Raw genomic sequence first — 17,909 nt, forward strand, 5'->3', positions numbered from 1 at the left:
TAAAAGCTATGAGTAAAGTTATTGATTTAGATGAAATAGAGCGCCTAGAAAGAGAGGAAGAAAACTCTCATTATAAGGCTGTAAAAAGTAAAACAACAATAAAAAAAGATGCTTTAGAGGTTACTGACTTTGGAAGGGCTCTTACAGAACTTAATAATCAACAGTTAGATAAGTTACCGATATCTGAAAGTTTAAAATCTAATATTATCTCAGCAAAAAACCTACAAAAGATAGCGCTAAAAAGACAGATTCAGTTTATAGGAAAGCTTTTGCGAAAAACAGATAATCTCGATGATATTCATAAAGCTTATGATGTCCTTGTAAATAAGGATAAGCAAGCTAACTTACAGTTTCAAAGGCTAGAAAATATTAGAGATAACCTTTTAGATCCTAATAAGACAAATGAGACTTTTGAAAAACTGATACAAGAATTTCCAGATTTGGATATCCAAAAGTTAAGACAGTTAATTAGAAACCACCATAAAGAAGTTGAGAAAGATAAGTCGAGAAAATCATTTAAAGAGATTTTTAAAGTATTAAGAGAATTATCAATTAATTAGAGTGTTCTTGCTTTATTTTTGGGGCTGTCCTAGATAACTAAGTTATGTTAGGATGGTTTTGATGAGGAAAAGTAGATTAAGTACATACAAGCAAGACAAATTAATAGAGTTATTTATAGCAGGAAGTACAGCACGAACTGCATCAGAATTAGTATCAGTAAATAAAACCACAGCCAGCTATTATTTTCATAGATTAAGATTATTAATTTATGAAAATAGTGAGCATTTAGAAATGTTTACAGGAGAGATTGAAGTAGATGAAAGCTATTTTGGAGGAACTCGTAAAGGGAAACGAGGTAGAGGAGCTGGTGGTAAAGTTCCTGTATTTGGCTTACTTAAACGTAATGGTAAGGTATATACAGTAATCATTCCAAATGCTAAGAGTGATACTCTATTACCAATAATTAGAGAAAAAGTTAAACCTGATTGTATCGTTTACACTGATACTTTTAGGAGTTATAATGCCTTAGATGTTTCAGAGTTTAAACATTATAGAATTAACCATAGTAAGCTGTTTGCAAAGAAGCATAATCATATAAACGGTATAGAAAACTTCTGGAATCAAGCTAAGAGACATTTGAGAAAATTTAATGGTATTCCTAGAGACCATTTTTACTTGTTTTTGAAGGAATGTGAGTGGAGATTTAATCACAGTGATTCTAAGGAACAGCTAAAGCTAATTAAACACTGGGTTAGAGAGAGTTTAAAGTAAACTTATCTAGGACAGCCCCTTATTTTTTCAAGCTCATCACAAAGTTTTGTCTTTTTATACCTACCCGCTAGAACACCAAAGTTATATTTGTAATAGTACATTCTTTTATATGTTTTTCTAAAGTAAATGTGAATAGCTTTTAAGATGTTCCTTTCTTTTTTTCTAGTTTCACCTATAGTCGACTCAAAATTAGGGTTAGGCATAACACATACTTTATCTATGGCATATAGATTTAGTTTATTTAGGTATCCTCCAAAGAACCAGTCTGATACATATGTGATTTTTTTATTATATTCTAGTAGATTTTGAGCAGCGGTGTTGTCGATATAATAGGCAATAGCACATCTTACTCTTGGGCTTTTATAAATACTGAAATTATTATTTATAGTAAAAGATTTATTTTTTATATCAATATGAGATTTAAATAATCCAACCCAGCAATTACTTTTAAGTTTGTTTATATTGTTATATATTGAATCAAGTATCATTTTTATATCTGAACAAAACATAGCATCATCTTCTATGATGAATGCACCTTGTAAATTTTCAGATACTATTCTTTTATATATCTTTTGATGGCTTAAGGAACATCCTATTTCATTAACAGATATCATTTTTCCCATTTTTTTATAGGAGAGTTTTAAATCAGCAATTTGATTTATTTCATCTTTGTAGAAATCTTTTCCATATACTCCTTCTATGATTTCATAAGATAGTTTTTTTTCTTTTAAATGATCTTCAATGTATTTTCTTCTTACAGTATCTTTAGCAAGGTTGATAACAAAGATTTTAAATATTTTCATAAAGCTTTTTTTTTGATATATTTACTAGTATTAGATAATAGTCAAAGTAAATGGTTTAAGTCAATTTATTTTTTTGATCAAAAAAATAACTAATTAGCTATAAGCTATAATAAAGGAATATTATGACAGTAAGTAAGAAAGTAGCATTAATAACAGGTATAACAGGTCAAGATGGATCGTATCTTGCCGAGTTTCTTTTAAAAAAGGGTTATGAGGTTCATGGAATTAAAAGAAGAACATCACTATTTAACACAGATAGGATAGATCATCTTTATCAAGACCCACATACTAAGGATTTAAATTTTATACTTCATTATGGAGATATGACAGATTCAATGAATCTAACAAGGATTATTGCTGATGTTAAGCCTGATGAGATATATAACTTAGCTGCAATGAGTCATGTACATGTAAGCTTTGAGATGCCTGAATATGTTGCTAATGCAGATGGAACAGGAACTTTAAGAATACTTGAAGCTGTGAGGCTGTTAGGACTTGAGAAGAAAACAAAGATCTATCAAGCTAGTACCTCTGAATTATATGGTAAGGTTCAAGAGATACCACAAAGTGAAACTACACCATTTTATCCAAGATCGCCATATGCTGTTGCAAAAATGTATGCATATTGGATAACGGTTAACTATCGTGAAGCTTATGGTATATATGCATGTAATGGGATATTGTTTAATCATGAGTCTCCAGTAAGAGGAGAAACTTTTGTAACACGTAAGATTACTAGAGCGGCATCTAAAATTGCTTTGAATTTACAAGAGAAAGTTTATTTAGGAAACCTCGATGCGAAAAGAGATTGGGGACATGCAAAAGACTATGTCAGAATGATGTGGATGATTCTACAGGCGGATCATCCAGAAGATTGGGTAATTGCTACAGGTCAGACAACTACAGTTAGAGATTTTGTGAAGCTATCGTTTGAGTATGCTGGGATTAATTTACAGTTTAAACGAGAAGGAATTGATGAAGTTGGAGTTATTGAATCTATAAATGAAAATAGAGCAAAAGAGCTAAATCTTGATCTTAGTCACTTATCGATAGGGCAAGAGTTAGTTTGTGTTGATCCGAGATATTTTAGACCTACTGAGGTTGATTTACTAATTGGCGATCCTACTAAAGCAGAGCAAAAATTAGGTTGGAATAGAGAGTATAATCTTAAAGATCTTGTAAATGATATGATGGCCTCTGATCTGAAAATGATGACTAAAGATGTATATCTTAAAGAGGGTGGTTATCAGATTATGAGTTATTACGAGTAGTAGAGATTATTATGAAAAAAATTCTAATAACAGGATCTTCAGGTATGGTGGGGCGAAACATACTTGAGTTTGATAAAGCAAGAGAATATAAAGTTCTTAGTCCTTCGAGTAAAGAACTTAATCTTTTAGATATCCAAAGTGTAGATTCATATATAAAAAATAACAAGCCTGATATTGTAATACATTGTGCTGGAATTGTTGGAGGTATTCAGGCAAATATAGATAACCCTGTTAAATTTCTCTCGAAGAATACTTTGATGGGACATAATATCATAATGTCAGCTTTTGAAAATGGAGTGAAAAATTTCCTTAATATGGGAAGCTCTTGTATGTATCCAAGGAGTGCTAAAAACCCATTAAAAGAAGATGAGATTTTAAAAGGTGAATTAGAGCCTACTAATGAGGGCTATGCTATTTCAAAAATATTCTCTACAAGGTTGTGTGAATATGTAAATAAAGAAAATCCTAGTTGTAACTATAAAACTATTATTCCATGTAACTTATATGGTAGATATGATAGTTTTGGTGATAATAAGTCTCACATGATTCCAGCTGTTATTAAAAAGATTCATAAAGCTAAAGTTGAAAGTTTAGGTAATATCGAAATTTGGGGAGATGGTGAGGTTAGACGAGAGTTTATGTTTGCCGAGGATTTAGCTGATTTTACATATTATGCGTTAGAAAATATCCAAAGAATGCCTCAGAATATAAATGTAGGTTTGGGATTTGATTTTACAATAAATGAATATTATAGGACTGTAGCTAAAGTATTAAACTGTAATGCTGAGTTTAAACATGATCTGTCTAAGCCAGTCGGGATGAAACAGAAATTGATAGATGATAGTTTACTAACAGATTTTGGTTGGAAACATAAGACACCTTTAGAAGAAGGTATTAAAAAGACATATGAGTATTATTTGAAAGAGGTTCTGAATGATTAAGAGATATCCATTAGCAACATCTACATGGGATGATAAAGAAATTGAAGCTATTAATAATGTTATAAAAAAAGACATGTATAGTATGAGTGACTATGTTGCCCAATTTGAAGCTGATTTTTGTAAATACGTAGGTAGTAAATATGCTGTAATGGTTAGCTCAGGTTCAGCAGCTAATCTTATTGCGACAGCAGCGTTATTTTATACCAAAAATCCAATGCTTAAGAAAGGTGATGAAGTTATTGTGCCAGCAGTTTCATGGTCTACAACCTATTCTCCTTTACAACAGTATGGATTAAAGCTTAAGTTTGTGGATATAGATCTTGAGACTTTAAATTATGACCTAAAAGCGCTTGAGTCAGCGATATCAGATAAGACTAAAATGATTATGGTAGTAAACTTGTTGGGTAATCCTAATGATTTTGATGCTATAGAGAGAATAATAGGTGATAGAGATATCTTTTATATCGAAGATAACTGTGAGTCTATGGGAGCTGAGTATAGAAATAAGCAAGCAGGAACTTTTGGGGTTATGGGAACGTTTTCGACGTTCTTCTCACACCATATGGCAACTATGGAAGGTGGTTTTGTTATTACTGATAATGAAGAGTTATATCATATTCTTCTTTCATTGAGAGCACATGGTTGGACTAGGAACCTTCCTAAAGAGAATTTGATTTGTAAGAAAAGTGATGACTGGTTTGAAGAATCATTTAGATTTATTTTACCTGGTTATAATGTAAGACCTGTCGAGATGAGTGGAGCTATAGGCATAGAACAACTAAAAAAGCTTCCAGGATTCCTAGAGCAAAGAAGAACAAACGCAAAGCTTTTTGTAGAGTTATTTGAAAATCATAAAGATTTTATCATCCAAAGAGATATTGATAACAGTTCATGGTTTGGCTTCTCATTTATTATTAGACCAGAATCTAAATTATGCAGAAAAGATGTAATTAAAAAGCTTCAAGAAAATGGTATTGAGTGTAGGCCTATAGTTACGGGGAACTTTGCTAGAAATGAGGTGCTTAAGTATTTTGACTATGAGATACATGATGATTTAAAGAATGCTGATTACCTACATGATAATGGTTTTTTTGTCGGAAATAGTCAGGTTTGCTTAAAAGATGAGATTAATACTTTATTAGCAGTGTTAGATAGTTTCTAAACTTATACTCTTGGAGAGAAAATGAAAAAGATTACTTTTTACACGAAACCATTTATTAATAATCAAGTTTTTGATCTTAGTGATCCTATTGCAAATATTAATAATTTTGCCTATCCACATTGGAAGTTAAAAGATACTTTTGCTAAAGAAGGTTTTGATTTATCAACCCAAGATATTATTTCCATAGATCAAGCAGAGGCTGTTTTATATAATGATATGCCTAAAAAATCACCAAGAAAAGATGAGATAGATAAGTCATACTTAATGTTATTTGAATGTAATGTTATTAAACCAAGGAATTGGCTTTTAGAAAAGCATAAGCTTTTTAAAAAAATTTTTACATGGGACGATCGCTTAGTAGATAATAAAAAATACTTTAAAATCAATTTTTCTCATCTTTTTCCTAAATCTATAAATAAAGATATAAAGCATAAAAAAAGTTTATGTACTTTAATTGCTGGAAACAAGTATTTTAAGCACCCTTTAGAGCTATATTCAAAAAGGATTGAGGCTATAAGGTGGTTTGAGAAAAATCATCCTAATGATTTTGATCTTTATGGAACTAGATGGAATGAGTATCGGTTTGGTCATGGCTTTATAGGGAAACCACTTAATAAAATTAAATCTTTAAGAAAAGAAAATAATTATCCTTCATATAAAGGTAAAGTAGAGGTTAAGAAAGAAGTTCTAGAAAAGTATAAATTTGCTATTTGCTATGAAAATGCTAGAGATATACCAGGTTATATAACGGAAAAGATATTTGACTGTTTTTTTGCAGGTTGCGTACCAGTATATTGGGGTGCTAATAATATCACAGATTATATTCCAGAAAACTGTTTTATAGATAAGAGAAAGTTTGATAGTTATGAGGAATTATATAGTTACATGACCTCCATGTCAGATCAAAAGTATTTGGAATATTTGAATAATATAGAAAAGTATTTAAATAGTGATAAGATCAAGCCATTTACTGCCGAGTATTTCGCAGAAACTATTACTCAGGAGATTATTAAGGATTTAGATAATTGAAAATCAAAACCTTAGCCAATCTGAAGGACATATATCATTAGGGTCTATAAAGTTTTTATTAACCCATTTTTTTGGAGCAATAACTACCTTATTTTTGTTATTATTTAACCATGCACCCCACCAACTAAAAGAGCTATTTGCAATTATATTATGCTTACATAAGCTCATTAATTGCATGTCTTTGTAGCTATTATTGTTCTTATTCCAATTTACGTAACTGGCGTTTGGTATATCTAAATTATTCTTACACCAATTAATATCATTTGAGAAAACTACAAAGTGACAGTTTTTATCAATACTCGTAAAGTGGAGTATTGCTTTTTTATAATAGTTGAGAGTACAAATATCTTTATAATCTGGATGATTTACATAATCACCTCTTCTAATATGTATTGATACAGTATTTTTAGTAGATAAGCTATCTATAAATTTTTGGTTTTTTATGTCAAGATTTGGGAACTTAAAGTGACATCTTATCAGACCTTCTATATCCTTAAAATATTTTTCAGACTGCCAATAACCATTAAAATAGCCATTTGATATTTCTAAGTAATTTTGATCAAACTTGAGCTCTTTTTGTTTTATGTATTTGTTTGACTTTTTATATAATGGTTTTATTATTTTACTTAGGTAATAAAATATACCGAATAAGTCTTTAAAGTCTTTATCAGAGGCATATTTTTTATCTATATTTTCAAATACTTTTTCTAATTCATAGCCATTATGAAGTTTATATTTAGCAAAACTGGTTATATCAAGTAGTGTTTTTCTATTAGGGGATTTATCTGCATGGTTTAGATAAAAAGCGTATTGGAACATTTGATTTCCTAAGCCTCCTAATACTTTTACTATTTTCATACTTTTAATCCTTATAACTTCTTATTTTGTGCATTGAAAGAAATATTCCTAATAATGTAAAAAATGTTGCAACATTAGTTTGGCGTGTAATAAAAAATTCAAAACAACAGCCTATGAAAAACGCCATAATTAGACATCTCATAGATATATGATATTCGCTTTTAATATTTCTTGATTCTCTAAATAGTAGTATTAAGAATGCCAATAAGCTAAGACTAGCAAGTATCCCAGATTGATATGTATAGTTTATAAACTCATTATGAGGTGGGATTTGCTTCAATCTATCCATATCTTCTTTAATTCTAGGGTGTTCAGCTATAATTTTTTGGCTACATAGCCATGGGTTTATGGTTTTTTTAATTAGAGGACATCCGAATATAAAGATTTTTGGATATTCATAAAATATTTTAATTGAATTAGTATAGTATATTAGTCTTACTTCAACTGAACCATCTATTAGGGCATTATTATCTTTTTTATTAAAAAACTTATCAAATCCATGAATTCCAGAGGAAACTCTTTGATGAAATATCTCAGAAGTTTTATATGTGGTGTATAGCCCACCTCCTAATGTAAGTATAGCTATAACCGAAGCTATAGTAAGATTTCTAAAAATAACTTTATTATTCTTGTAAGAAAACTTTCTTATAAGGAAAAAAGAGTAATATATAAGTACAGTTAGCTCTATAAGGTAGCCTATCTTACTTTGATTAAGAAATAAGTCTGAGAATATTATTATTAAGGCTAATATTACTATTATAACTTTATATATAAAATGTTTTATGTCTAATACTTTACTAAATAGTAAAACTGAAGCTAGAGGGAAGCATAAAGCAACTATATCTTGAGATTGTCCTGCATGATCAAGATTTGTATAAAAATTTCTAATTAAAAAACTCCGACCATTAAGTTTATAATAAATGAAATATGTAAAAGCTAGAATCGCTATAACTGAAACAATTATACAAAAAATATTTAAAAGGTATTCTGAGTACTTTTTATTTTTAGATAATAGATGTGATAAGGCAAGTGTATATAAGCTTAGAACTAGAGGGTTTGCAAAAACAAAAAGTAATCGAATATTATGGATTTCATGATTGATAATAGCTAAGTAGATACAATTAGCAGAATATAGTATTCCAGCAAAAATAAAGAATATAAAAGAAGGGTTTTGTTTCAATGCTCTCTTCACTTTAGATATAGTAAATCCATTTCTAGAAAATAGAAATAGTATAATTATTGCTATAACTCCAACTGATATTATAAACCTTGCCCATAACCATATACTAATAAAAATAGCAGTCACAAGAAATACAGGTAGTAACTCTTTAATCTTACGTAAATACATGTAATATAAAAATAAATAATATTTCTCTAATTATAACATTAATTTGATCATTATTTGTTTAATTACAATATTGTTCATGTATTTTTAATGAATGATGTATCATATTAATAAAAGGAGATACTAATGAAGAATATTAAAGTAATAGCTCCATCTTTAGGGCGTAGGTTTTCTGGTATTAATGCGAGCATGTTAGCTGTGATTCCAGAACAAGAAAAATTAATTAATATAGTTGGTTTAGGATTTAATCTAGATTCTAAAACGATAGCCAAAATTACATTTAAACAGTTTTTATTTGGATGTTGGCGAGGTGAATGGCGTATATGGCATGCAAGAAGAAATATTGAAATGCTTGTCGGAATTATCCTTAAATATGTTTTTAGATATAAGTTAATACTTGTTTTTACAACTGCAGGGGCTAGAAAAAGATCAAAGATTCAGAAGTTCTATTGTAATAAAATGGATGCAATAATTCCTGTATCTATGATAGCAGCATCACGATTTGAACAAAATCTGCAGATAGTACCTCATGGAATAAATCCTCAAAATTTTTATCCATCTACAAAACCTCAAAATAGCCGTAAGATAGGTTTTTTTGGAAGGATTAAAAAGACAAAAGGAATAGAAGAATTTGTAGATGCTATGATTGATGTTTTACCTAATAATCCTGGTTGGAAAGCTAATATTTACGGAGAAACAACTTCTAAAAACTATGATCTTGAGAAAAAATTAAAAGATAAAATTAAGGTTGCAGGATTAGAGAATAGAATTGTTTTCAAGGGATTCATTAACTTTGAAGATACTCCTAAATGCTATAGAGAATTAGATATTGTAGTTTGCCCTAGCTACACGGAAGGTTTTGGTATTCCTGTTTTAGAGGCCATGGCATCTAAATGTGCTGTGATTGCAACAAAAACAGGAGTCTGGAAAGACATTATAAAGCAAGGAGAAAATGGGTTCTTAGTTGATATTAAATCATCAGCGCAAATAGCTGAGAAGTTAAATCTACTTATAAATGATGATTCATTAAGAAAAAAGATTGCACAGAATGGTTATGAGCTAGTTACATCGAAGTATACAGTTGAAAACGAAGCTCAAGGTATCCAAAAAATTTATGATAAATTGTTGAGTGAAAAGAATATTAAGTAAGCCTATTTATTAAGCTTTACTAAAGCATTTGTAATATCATTATTTGGGAAAGGAAGCTTTTCTAAAATTATATCAAAACCTTTAGAGTTATCCTTATCAAGAGTGTTTAGATCAACTACTACTGGATCATTAGGATGATAGTATGTAGATATATAAAGTTTATTATTATTTAAATCTTTAATCACAACATAAGCTGTATGATCAAACATTTTTTTACCTTTTAGATTTTCTGCAACAACACCTTTTGCAATATCGACATTATGCAAGATATGTGTAACCTTTGATACTAAATCAGCATCATTTTTAGGAGCACGGTTATTTGAATAGTACCCTATAGCTGCAGTTCTAACAAATCTTGATGGAGGAGAGTAGTCACCAGGAATTCCTAGTAGTCCACCACCTAAAAAGCCACTTAGATCCTGTAAAGTCTTTTCATGCTTGTCAGTATTAACCACATCACTAATTTTAAGATTAGTTGGAGTTTTATTATCTAATGATAAATAATTTTTTAGGTTAAGTAGTTGCCAATCATAAGTAGGAGCGTTAGTCATTACTTTGACATTTGAGTTAACATTATAAAACTTAACTTTTCCATCAATATATTCTACTACCAGACCAGCTCCACTTTTATCTGTAATTAAGAAATGAACTTCTGGAGATATACCATCAATCATTATGCTTTTATCAGACCATACTTTATAATTTTTTAGTGCTTGTTTCGCTTGGTTAACATTAGCAAACTGGCTTAATATAAACATAGTAGACTCAATGATTGAAGCATAGTTTGTATCATTTTTGGTTACTGTTTGGTATTTTGTAAAGCCAGGTAAGTAGTTAGCACTAAGGCTTAGTCCTTGACTGTTTTGACCATCTATTACAAGAGTTTGACCATCTTTTGATAGTCCTGTTGCTAAGACAGAATACTTGGATTTATATTGGTGTTTAGGGAGGTCTAAATCACTAGGTGCTGTAAGATAATGCTGAGTATTTTTAGGGATATACAATAACTGCCAATTCCAGTTAAGAGCCCATTCCATAGTTCTTCCTGAAACTACATCTCCTTTTTTATTTACTAAAGTTATAGCTGTACAAGCTATAGATTGAGAAAAAAGCATTGAAAATATCAAAGTACATGTAAATAGTTTCTTAGATAAACTTCTCATTAAGAGCTCCTTGAAGTTACTTTATTTGCATATTAAATAGTAACATAAATTTTACAGTTAAATACTAGTTATATTTTGATATTGCTATATTATATTTGATAAGTAAAACAGACATTATAAATGATAAATGGTAGAAACTTCTAAGCAAAAACACCCTAAAGCACTCTGGTACATTATAGCTATATATATGTGGGAGTATTTTAGTTTTTATGGCATGAGAGCTTTGCTTATTTTATATTTAATTGATTATCTTAAGTTAGGGGATACAAGATCTTATGCTACTGCAGGTGCGTATGTTACATTGGTTTATTTATCACCAATAGTAGGGGGTATTGTTGCTGATAAGATTTTAGGCTATAAAAAAGCAGTAATTTATGGTGCGGCTCTTATGTCTATAGGCCATCTTATTTTAGGCTTTGGTGGTGATAGCACGCTCTTCTATGGCATGGCATTTATTGTTTGTGGTTATGGTTTTTTTAAAAGTAATGTATCTTGCTTACTTGGACAACAATATTCCTCACATGACCCCAAAAAAGATTCTGCATTTACACTATTGTATTTAGGTGGAAACGTTGGAGGCATTATAGCTCCGGCACTTTGTGGCTTAGCTGCTCATTATTATGGTTGGCATTATGGTTTTGGAATTGCAGGTATTGGAATGATTTTTGGTTTGATTGTTTTTCTATTTGGATCTAAATATATTCCAGATATTATTCCAGAGAACTCGACATCAAAACAATTACAATCATCAGTGGTATTTCTAAGTATCTTAGCTGTACTATGTGTTGGGTATTTTGCATTAGATTTATTATGGGATGGTTATTTGCTAGCAGTTGTTACAGCTATTACAGTAGTGTATTTTGTTGTAATTTTATTTAAAATAGATTCTTCTACAAGAAAGGCTCTACTTATTTTAGTACCTTTTTTCATTTTTGGTATAGTATTTTGGATGTTCGACGAGCAGCTTTATACTTCTGTAGAAGTATTTATTCATAGAAATGTCAATACATATTTATTAGGTATAGATATACCAGCAAGTACTTTTACATCAATGAATCCATTATCTATTTTATTTGGAGGTTTACTTGTTGCATGGATATGGAAGAGGGTGAAATCACTAGATAATGATTTCGGTAGAATGATTAAATTCTCTTTTGGTTTTATTTTCCAGTTACTATGTTTTATTCTGTTCTTTATAGCAGCAAAGAATGCAAGTGTAGATGGTACAACTTCAGCGTTGTTTGTTATAATTGCATTGGCTTGCTTGGGATTATCAGAGTTGTTTATTGACCCAATAGCGTTATCTGAAATTACATCGATTAAAGACAAGAAATATACTGGATTTTTAGCAGCAGCATATATGCTTTTTACAGGAAGTATAGCAGGATTTATTGGTGCTAAAGTTGCTGACTTTGCTTCACTTGGAAATACTGGTTCAAAGACTCTTGATCTAATTAGTCAAGCAAAACTCTTCCAAGGATTGTTCATGAATATTATATTAGTAATATTTATAACGTTATTATTGTGGTTTGTAGTAGCATTTTTTATTAAGAAACTAAAATAAATACGTTTATCTTATAAATAAATTCTTAAATAGTAATAGTCTTTTCTTATTCTTATGCTAGATATAATATTCAGGTGTTTCATCTAGTTTAATTATATTTATTTATAATTATAAAATGCTAGGTTTTAGATATCGTTTTTAAGTAAATAGTTTATACTTAGCATAAAATCAAAAGATGTTTTAATCTTGTCGAGTTAATCATAAATTTGGAATAAAATTGTTAATGGAAGTACAGCAAAATCACACTAGAATTCATATATTAATAGCTGTTATTTTTGTTTTATTAGCACAGCTAGTTACAGGAATAAATATTACTGGATCGAAATATATTATTGAAACGACCCCTATATTAGTTCTAGTTGAATCTAGGTTTGTTATAGGTGCTTTATTTCTTGCTATTGTATTTCTCTTTATAAGTAAGAAAAAGAAAAAAGCTGAATTTGCTGCAATTAAAGCATTAAATAAAAAACAGTGGCTAGTATTGATTGGTCAAGCATTGGGCGGAGGTGCTTTATTTAACCTAATTATGTTGGCAGGTGTCCAGTTTACTTCTGCTAGTATGGCAGGAGTAATAACAAGTACATTACCTGCAATGATATTGGTGTTAATGTTTTTTATATTAGGTGTACGTTTAACGTCATCAAAAATTATTTGTGTAGGTTTAGCTATAATAGGTTTAATTATTATTAATATTAATGGGATGATTCAACCTAAGATTACAGCATTAAACTTATTAGGGGATTTCATTATATTTATTGCAATGGTACCTGAAGCAATGTATTACGTACTTGTGAAAATTATGCCATTAAATATTAAGCCATTAAGTAATGCTCTTTTAGTTAACATTATTAATGCAATCTTTGTTGCACCTTTTATGTTTTTTACTCACTATGATACTTTGCAGAATCTTACAAGCCTTCAATATTGGATTATTCTATTATTAGGTATAGTATCTGGTTTGTTTTATTTATTTTGGACTAAAGGAAGTGAGTTTTTAGAGGCTTCAACGACTGGTATGATGACAGCACTGATGCCGATCTTTACTTTAATCATATCTTGGTTATTCTTAAATGAAACCATTAATCTTATTCAAACATTAGCAATGCTTTTAATTATAATTTCAATTATTATTGGTAATTGGAAAAGACAAAGAAGGTAATCGGATTAGTTTTTAATCAGGACATATAAAAAAAGGGTACACAGCGACTATTTTTTCATTATATAAAATGATTTTAGTGTTTGATCGCTCTGATGCAGGGATTTTAAGTTCCTGGAATAAGACTTTTAGTTTATTAGCTTTGCTTCTTCCTGGATATTTACATTTATCATCTGATTGTCTATCTCTAATAGTTAGTTTATTCAGATCGTAATCTTTATTAGTTTGAGTTTTAAACCATTTTAATATCTCAGTATGGTTTGCTGAAAGTCTAATAGGCTTTAATACATCTTTTATCAAAAGCTGATTATATTCAATATAGATATCGTATTGTTGATTAATATTTATTTTCCAGCCTGTAGCTGCGTTATTCACTCCTAAAAATATATCTTGAACTTGCTTATTCTTAAGACTTTGAGATGTGATTTTTTTAAACCAAAAATGAATGATACTTTTTTGTATATCATCATCTAGGCTAGTAAGTTTAGATATAACAATATTATCATTTTGAGATATTTGATTTAGTTTTTCAGCTATTAGTTTATTCAGGATATTATTACTTTGCCCACAAATATTAGCACTACGAGAGAGAGTTTCACTAATATTTGGATTCACTTGTTGTAAAATAGGAATCACTTCATTACGAATTAGGTTGCGTCTATATTTGATATCTAGATTGCTATCGTCATAAATATAACTAATATTATTTTGTTGAGCAAATGCTTCGATATCTGATTTTTTAAATTTAAGCAATGGACGTAGCACTGCGCCAGTATTTAGTTCTCTATAATAAGGTATCCCTGCTAATCCAGCTAATCCAGAACCTCGCATAGCCTGAATAAGAAATGTCTCTGCTTGGTCATCTAGGTGATGTCCTAGTAGTAGCAGAGGATTTGGATAGTTTTTCATTACTTGTTGAAAAAAACTCATGCGCTGTTTACTTGCCCATGCTTCAAAACTTTCACCTTTTGGAACTTGCTCTAGAGAGTGACTAATAAATTTAACATTATATTTATCACAAGTTTTTTGGCAGTGTGTTTGCCACTCTAAAGCATTTAGATGAACATTATGATTTATATAAATAGCAATTATAGGGATATTTAGGTCTTTAGCAATATTTAATAAAACACTTGAATCAATTCCTCCACTGTAACCAATAATTATATGTGAAGGCGAGAATTTTTTTATTTCATTTAAGACAAGAGTTTTATCTATAGACATTTAAGGGTACCTCTGAAAACTATGTGTATGTAGATTACCTAGATCAAATTTATCACAGCAAGGCGAAAATTGAGAGTAATAGCATGTCTATTGCTAATACCTTTATATTAAATAGCGAGTTTTGATCGTTGCTTTGATCTTTTTGAACTCTTCAACAAGATCTCTAGCTTCATCTGAAGTTGAGCGAATATCCATAACTACGTAACCAATATTCTCTAGAGTTCTTAAATATTGCCCCTCTACATTTATGTTTTTGGCAGCTAATATTTTATTTAGTTCATTCATCATACCAGGAATATTTTCATGAATGTGTAATATTCTATGCGTATCTGTATGTACTGGTAGAGATATCTCTGGGAAGTTTACTGCATTTAAAGTAGAACCATTATCAGAATATTTAATAAGCTTTGCACTAACTTCATTAGCAATATTTTCTTGAGCTTCGAGTGTACTACCACCAATATGTGGTGTTAAAAAGACATTATCAAAATCTTTTAACGGACTTTCAAATATTTCTCCTTTAGAAGATGGTTCTACAGGAAAAACATCTATAGCCGCACCTTTTAATTTACCACTTTCTAGCACTTTAACTAAAGCTTCTATATCAACAACGTTTCCTCGTGAAGCATTTATTAAAACAGAGTTTTCTTTCATGGCATCAAATTGTTTAGTTGATATCATATTTGCTGTAGTAGGTAGTTGAGGTACGTGTAGAGATACTACATCTGATTGTTTTAGAAGTTGATCTAGACTACTTACTTGTACGGCATTTCCTAATGGTAGCTTTTCCTCAACATCGTAAAAGATTACGTTAAAACCAATACTTTCAGCTAACACACTAAGCTGCATACCAATATGACCATAGCCAATGATTCCTAGAGTTTTGCCTCTAATTTCATTTGCATTTTCAGCAGATTTTAGCCATTGTCCACGGTGAGCCTTAGCATTTTTATCAATAACATTTCTAATTAGTAAAATAGCCTCAGCTAATACTAGTTCAGCAACACTTCGAGTGTTCGAAAAAGGGGCATTAAATACTGGTATACCAAAATCATGAGCCGTTTTTAGATCTACTTGATTTGTCCCAATACAGAAACATCCTATAGCAGTAAGGTGCTGTGACTGTTCAAGAACATCTTTAGTTAGTTGTGTACGTGAGCGTAATCCAACTATTTTAAAGTCTTTAAGTTTATCGATAAGCTCTTGACCTTCTAAAGCCGTATTAAGTAGCTCAATATTTTCATAACCAGCTGCTTTAAATGACTCTAAGGCGTTCAAATGAATTCCTTCTAGAAGTAAAATGGGTATTTTCTTTTTGTTAAGAGATAGTTGACTCATTAGATAGTCCTTTATATTGATATTTGTGCCTTAATAGCAGGGTGATGGGTGTAGTTTTTAAACTCAAAATCTTCATAATTATAATCAAAAATGGATTCTGGTTTTCTTAATATTTCTAATGTTGGTAGTCCTAGAGGCTCACGGCTAAGCTGTTCATTAACTTGCTCAATATGGTTATTATAAATATGACAATCGCCACCAGACCAAATAAACTCACCAACATCTAGATCACATTGCTGAGCAATCATGTGCGTAAGTAGTGAATAGCTTGCTATATTAAACGGCACACCAAGAAATGCATCAGCACTTCTCTGAGTAAGCATGCAAGATAACTTGTTATCTGCAACATAAAACTGAAACATAGCATGACATGGAGGTAGTGCAGAATTCCCAATCTCAACATTTTCTTGAGGAGATATTTTTTCAGATGGTACAACACAAGGGTTCCAAGCTGAAACTAAGATCCTGCGCGAATTAGGGTTTGTCTTTAACATGTCGATAACTTCAGCTATCTGATCAATTCCTTGACCATTGAAGTCACGCCATTGTTTACCATAAATAGGGCCTAGTTCACCATCTTCTGTAGCCCATTCGTTCCAGATGCGGACCTTATTATCATTAAGGTATTTAACATTAGTACTACCACTTAGAAACCATAGTAGTTCGTGAACAACGCTAGGTAAGTGAATTTTTTTTGTAGTAACTAGAGGAAAACCTTTTTGCAGATCAAAACGCATTTGGTAGCCAAAGATACTTTTTGTACCTGTACCGGTTCTATCACCTTTAACAGTACCATTATCTTTTATATATTTTAAGAAATTTAAATATTCTCGCATTTATTTTTCCCTCTTAACTTGATAAACAGAACAACTAAAATTATTGCTCCTAGTATAATCATAGGTATAGATAGGATTTGACCCATAGTCATCCAGTTAAAGAAAATATAGCCATACTGTGGATCTGGTTGCCTAAAGAATTCACAAATGAATCTAGCACAACCATATAAAAACATAAATAGACCTAAGACTAAATAACGAGGTCTTTTTTTCATAGTTACAAGCCATAGTACTGTAAACAATACTACACCCTCAAAGAAAAACTCAAATAATTGCGAAGGGTATCTTGGTAAAGGTCCGCCTGTTGGGAAAACCATACCTATAGGAGAGTCTGTTACTCTTCCCCAAAGTTCGCCATTTATAAAGTTACCAATTCTTCCTGCACCAAGTCCTATCGGTACTACTGGAGCTACAAACTCTCCTAGATCAAAGAAGTTTGCACCTATTTTTCGTGCATATAGACCAAATGCTATAAGTACTCCAATAAAGCCACCATGGAATGACATTCCACCATCCCATATGTAAAACATTTGTGTAGGATTATGGAAGTAGTAAGGTAGATTATAAAAAATTATATAGCCAATTCTACCACCAAGAATAACACCTAAGGCAACATAGAAGACTAAATCTCCTACTTGCTCAGGTTTTACTGGAGCCCAAGGTTTTCTTTTAGCTCGGTATTTAAGTAAAGCCCAACCTGCGAAAATTCCAAATAAATACATTAAGCCGTACCAATGTATTTCAATAGGTCCGAGTTTTAATGCAATCGGATTGATGTGAGGGTAATGTAACATTATTTAA

17 protein-coding genes are annotated in these 17,909 nt (G+C 30.6%); 9 read left to right on the plus strand and 8 right to left on the minus strand.

Going from position 1 to position 17,909, the window contains the following annotated elements:
- Positions 1 to 8: 8 nt before the first annotated feature.
- On the plus strand, positions 9 to 560 hold the full coding sequence (gene yjgA, locus FIP56_RS03880) for a ribosome biogenesis factor YjgA (RefSeq protein WP_192577646.1): 552 nt from the start codon (positions 9 to 11) through the stop codon (positions 558 to 560).
- Positions 561 to 621: 61 nt separating this feature from the next.
- Positions 622 to 1,272, plus strand: coding sequence for an IS1595 family transposase (locus FIP56_RS03885; protein WP_192576968.1), 651 nt, complete (start codon positions 622 to 624; stop codon positions 1,270 to 1,272).
- A 2-nt stretch (positions 1,273 to 1,274) separates the two neighbouring features.
- Here the strand turns inward: FIP56_RS03885 and FIP56_RS03890 are convergent, their stop codons facing one another.
- The gene (locus FIP56_RS03890) at positions 1,275 to 2,075 is read right to left on the minus strand and encodes a glycosyltransferase family 25 protein (protein ID WP_192577647.1); all 801 of its coding nucleotides are present in this window, start codon (positions 2,073 to 2,075) and stop codon (positions 1,275 to 1,277) included.
- Between the two features lie 122 nt (positions 2,076 to 2,197).
- On the opposite strand from FIP56_RS03890, the gene gmd reads away from it, so the two are divergent.
- The 4 genes from gmd to FIP56_RS03910 are packed head-to-tail and all read left to right on the plus strand — an operon-like array spanning position 2,198 to position 6,478.
- Positions 2,198 to 3,346, plus strand: a complete 1,149-nt coding sequence (gene gmd / locus FIP56_RS03895) for a GDP-mannose 4,6-dehydratase (RefSeq protein WP_192577648.1) — start codon at positions 2,198 to 2,200, stop codon at positions 3,344 to 3,346.
- 11 nt (positions 3,347 to 3,357) lie between these two features.
- A complete protein-coding gene (locus FIP56_RS03900) occupies positions 3,358 to 4,287 on the plus strand; it encodes a GDP-L-fucose synthase (protein WP_192577649.1) in 930 nt (309 codons plus the stop codon).
- Positions 4,280 to 5,449 (plus strand): DegT/DnrJ/EryC1/StrS family aminotransferase, encoded by a 1,170-nt coding sequence (locus FIP56_RS03905; RefSeq protein ID WP_192577650.1) that lies wholly within the window; start codon positions 4,280 to 4,282, stop codon positions 5,447 to 5,449. The genes FIP56_RS03900 and FIP56_RS03905 overlap by 8 nt, the downstream gene beginning before the upstream one ends.
- Positions 5,450 to 5,470: 21 nt before the next feature.
- A complete protein-coding gene (locus tag FIP56_RS03910) occupies positions 5,471 to 6,478 on the plus strand; it encodes a glycosyltransferase family 10 (protein ID WP_192577651.1) in 1,008 nt (335 codons plus the stop codon).
- 3 nt (positions 6,479 to 6,481) lie between these two features.
- On the opposite strand, the gene FIP56_RS03915 is transcribed toward FIP56_RS03910, so the two are convergent.
- Positions 6,482 to 7,336, minus strand: coding sequence for an alpha-1,2-fucosyltransferase (locus FIP56_RS03915; protein WP_192577652.1), 855 nt, complete (start codon positions 7,334 to 7,336; stop codon positions 6,482 to 6,484).
- A 4-nt stretch (positions 7,337 to 7,340) separates the two neighbouring features.
- Positions 7,341 to 8,684, minus strand: a complete 1,344-nt coding sequence (locus tag FIP56_RS03920) for a hypothetical protein (RefSeq protein ID WP_192577653.1) — start codon at positions 8,682 to 8,684, stop codon at positions 7,341 to 7,343.
- A gap of 117 nt (positions 8,685 to 8,801) precedes the next feature.
- Here FIP56_RS03920 and FIP56_RS03925 point away from each other — a divergent pair, with 117 nt between their 5' ends.
- Positions 8,802 to 9,830: a glycosyltransferase family 4 protein gene (locus FIP56_RS03925; RefSeq protein WP_209451872.1), complete on the plus strand. Its 1,029-nt coding sequence runs from the start codon at positions 8,802 to 8,804 to the stop codon at positions 9,828 to 9,830.
- 2 nt (positions 9,831 to 9,832) lie between these two features.
- Here the strand turns inward: FIP56_RS03925 and FIP56_RS03930 are convergent, their stop codons facing one another.
- Positions 9,833 to 10,993 carry a linear amide C-N hydrolase gene (locus tag FIP56_RS03930; protein WP_192577654.1) on the minus strand — a complete coding sequence of 387 codons (1,161 nt, stop codon included), beginning with the start codon at positions 10,991 to 10,993 and terminating at the stop codon, positions 9,833 to 9,835.
- Positions 10,994 to 11,180: 187 nt separating this feature from the next.
- Between FIP56_RS03930 and FIP56_RS03935 the strand changes: the two genes are divergently transcribed.
- Entirely contained in the window at positions 11,181 to 12,557 is a 1,377-nt protein-coding gene (locus FIP56_RS03935) for an oligopeptide:H+ symporter (protein WP_245323104.1), read from the plus strand.
- A 223-nt stretch (positions 12,558 to 12,780) separates the two neighbouring features.
- Positions 12,781 to 13,716, plus strand: a complete 936-nt coding sequence (locus FIP56_RS03940) for a DMT family transporter (protein ID WP_192577656.1) — start codon at positions 12,781 to 12,783, stop codon at positions 13,714 to 13,716.
- 12 nt (positions 13,717 to 13,728) lie between these two features.
- On the opposite strand, the gene tilS is transcribed toward FIP56_RS03940, so the two are convergent.
- From tilS to lgt, 4 genes are all read right to left on the minus strand, one after another.
- On the minus strand, positions 13,729 to 14,934 hold the full coding sequence (tilS, locus tag FIP56_RS03945; protein WP_192577657.1) for a tRNA lysidine(34) synthetase TilS: 1,206 nt from the start codon (positions 14,932 to 14,934) through the stop codon (positions 13,729 to 13,731).
- Between the two features lie 102 nt (positions 14,935 to 15,036).
- Complete coding sequence (gene serA, locus FIP56_RS03950; RefSeq protein WP_192577658.1) at positions 15,037 to 16,272, minus strand: phosphoglycerate dehydrogenase; 1,236 nt, start codon at positions 16,270 to 16,272, stop codon at positions 15,037 to 15,039.
- An 11-nt stretch (positions 16,273 to 16,283) separates the two neighbouring features.
- The gene (locus FIP56_RS03955) at positions 16,284 to 17,108 is read right to left on the minus strand and encodes a thymidylate synthase (RefSeq protein ID WP_192577659.1); all 825 of its coding nucleotides are present in this window, start codon (positions 17,106 to 17,108) and stop codon (positions 16,284 to 16,286) included.
- Entirely contained in the window at positions 17,093 to 17,902 is an 810-nt protein-coding gene (gene lgt, locus FIP56_RS03960) for a prolipoprotein diacylglyceryl transferase (RefSeq protein ID WP_192577660.1), read from the minus strand. The genes FIP56_RS03955 and lgt overlap by 16 nt, the downstream gene beginning before the upstream one ends.
- Between the last annotated feature and the right edge of the window lie 7 nt (positions 17,903 to 17,909).

Source organism: Francisella sp. LA112445 (assembly GCF_012224145.1).
GTDB lineage: Bacteria > Pseudomonadota > Gammaproteobacteria > Francisellales > Francisellaceae > Francisella.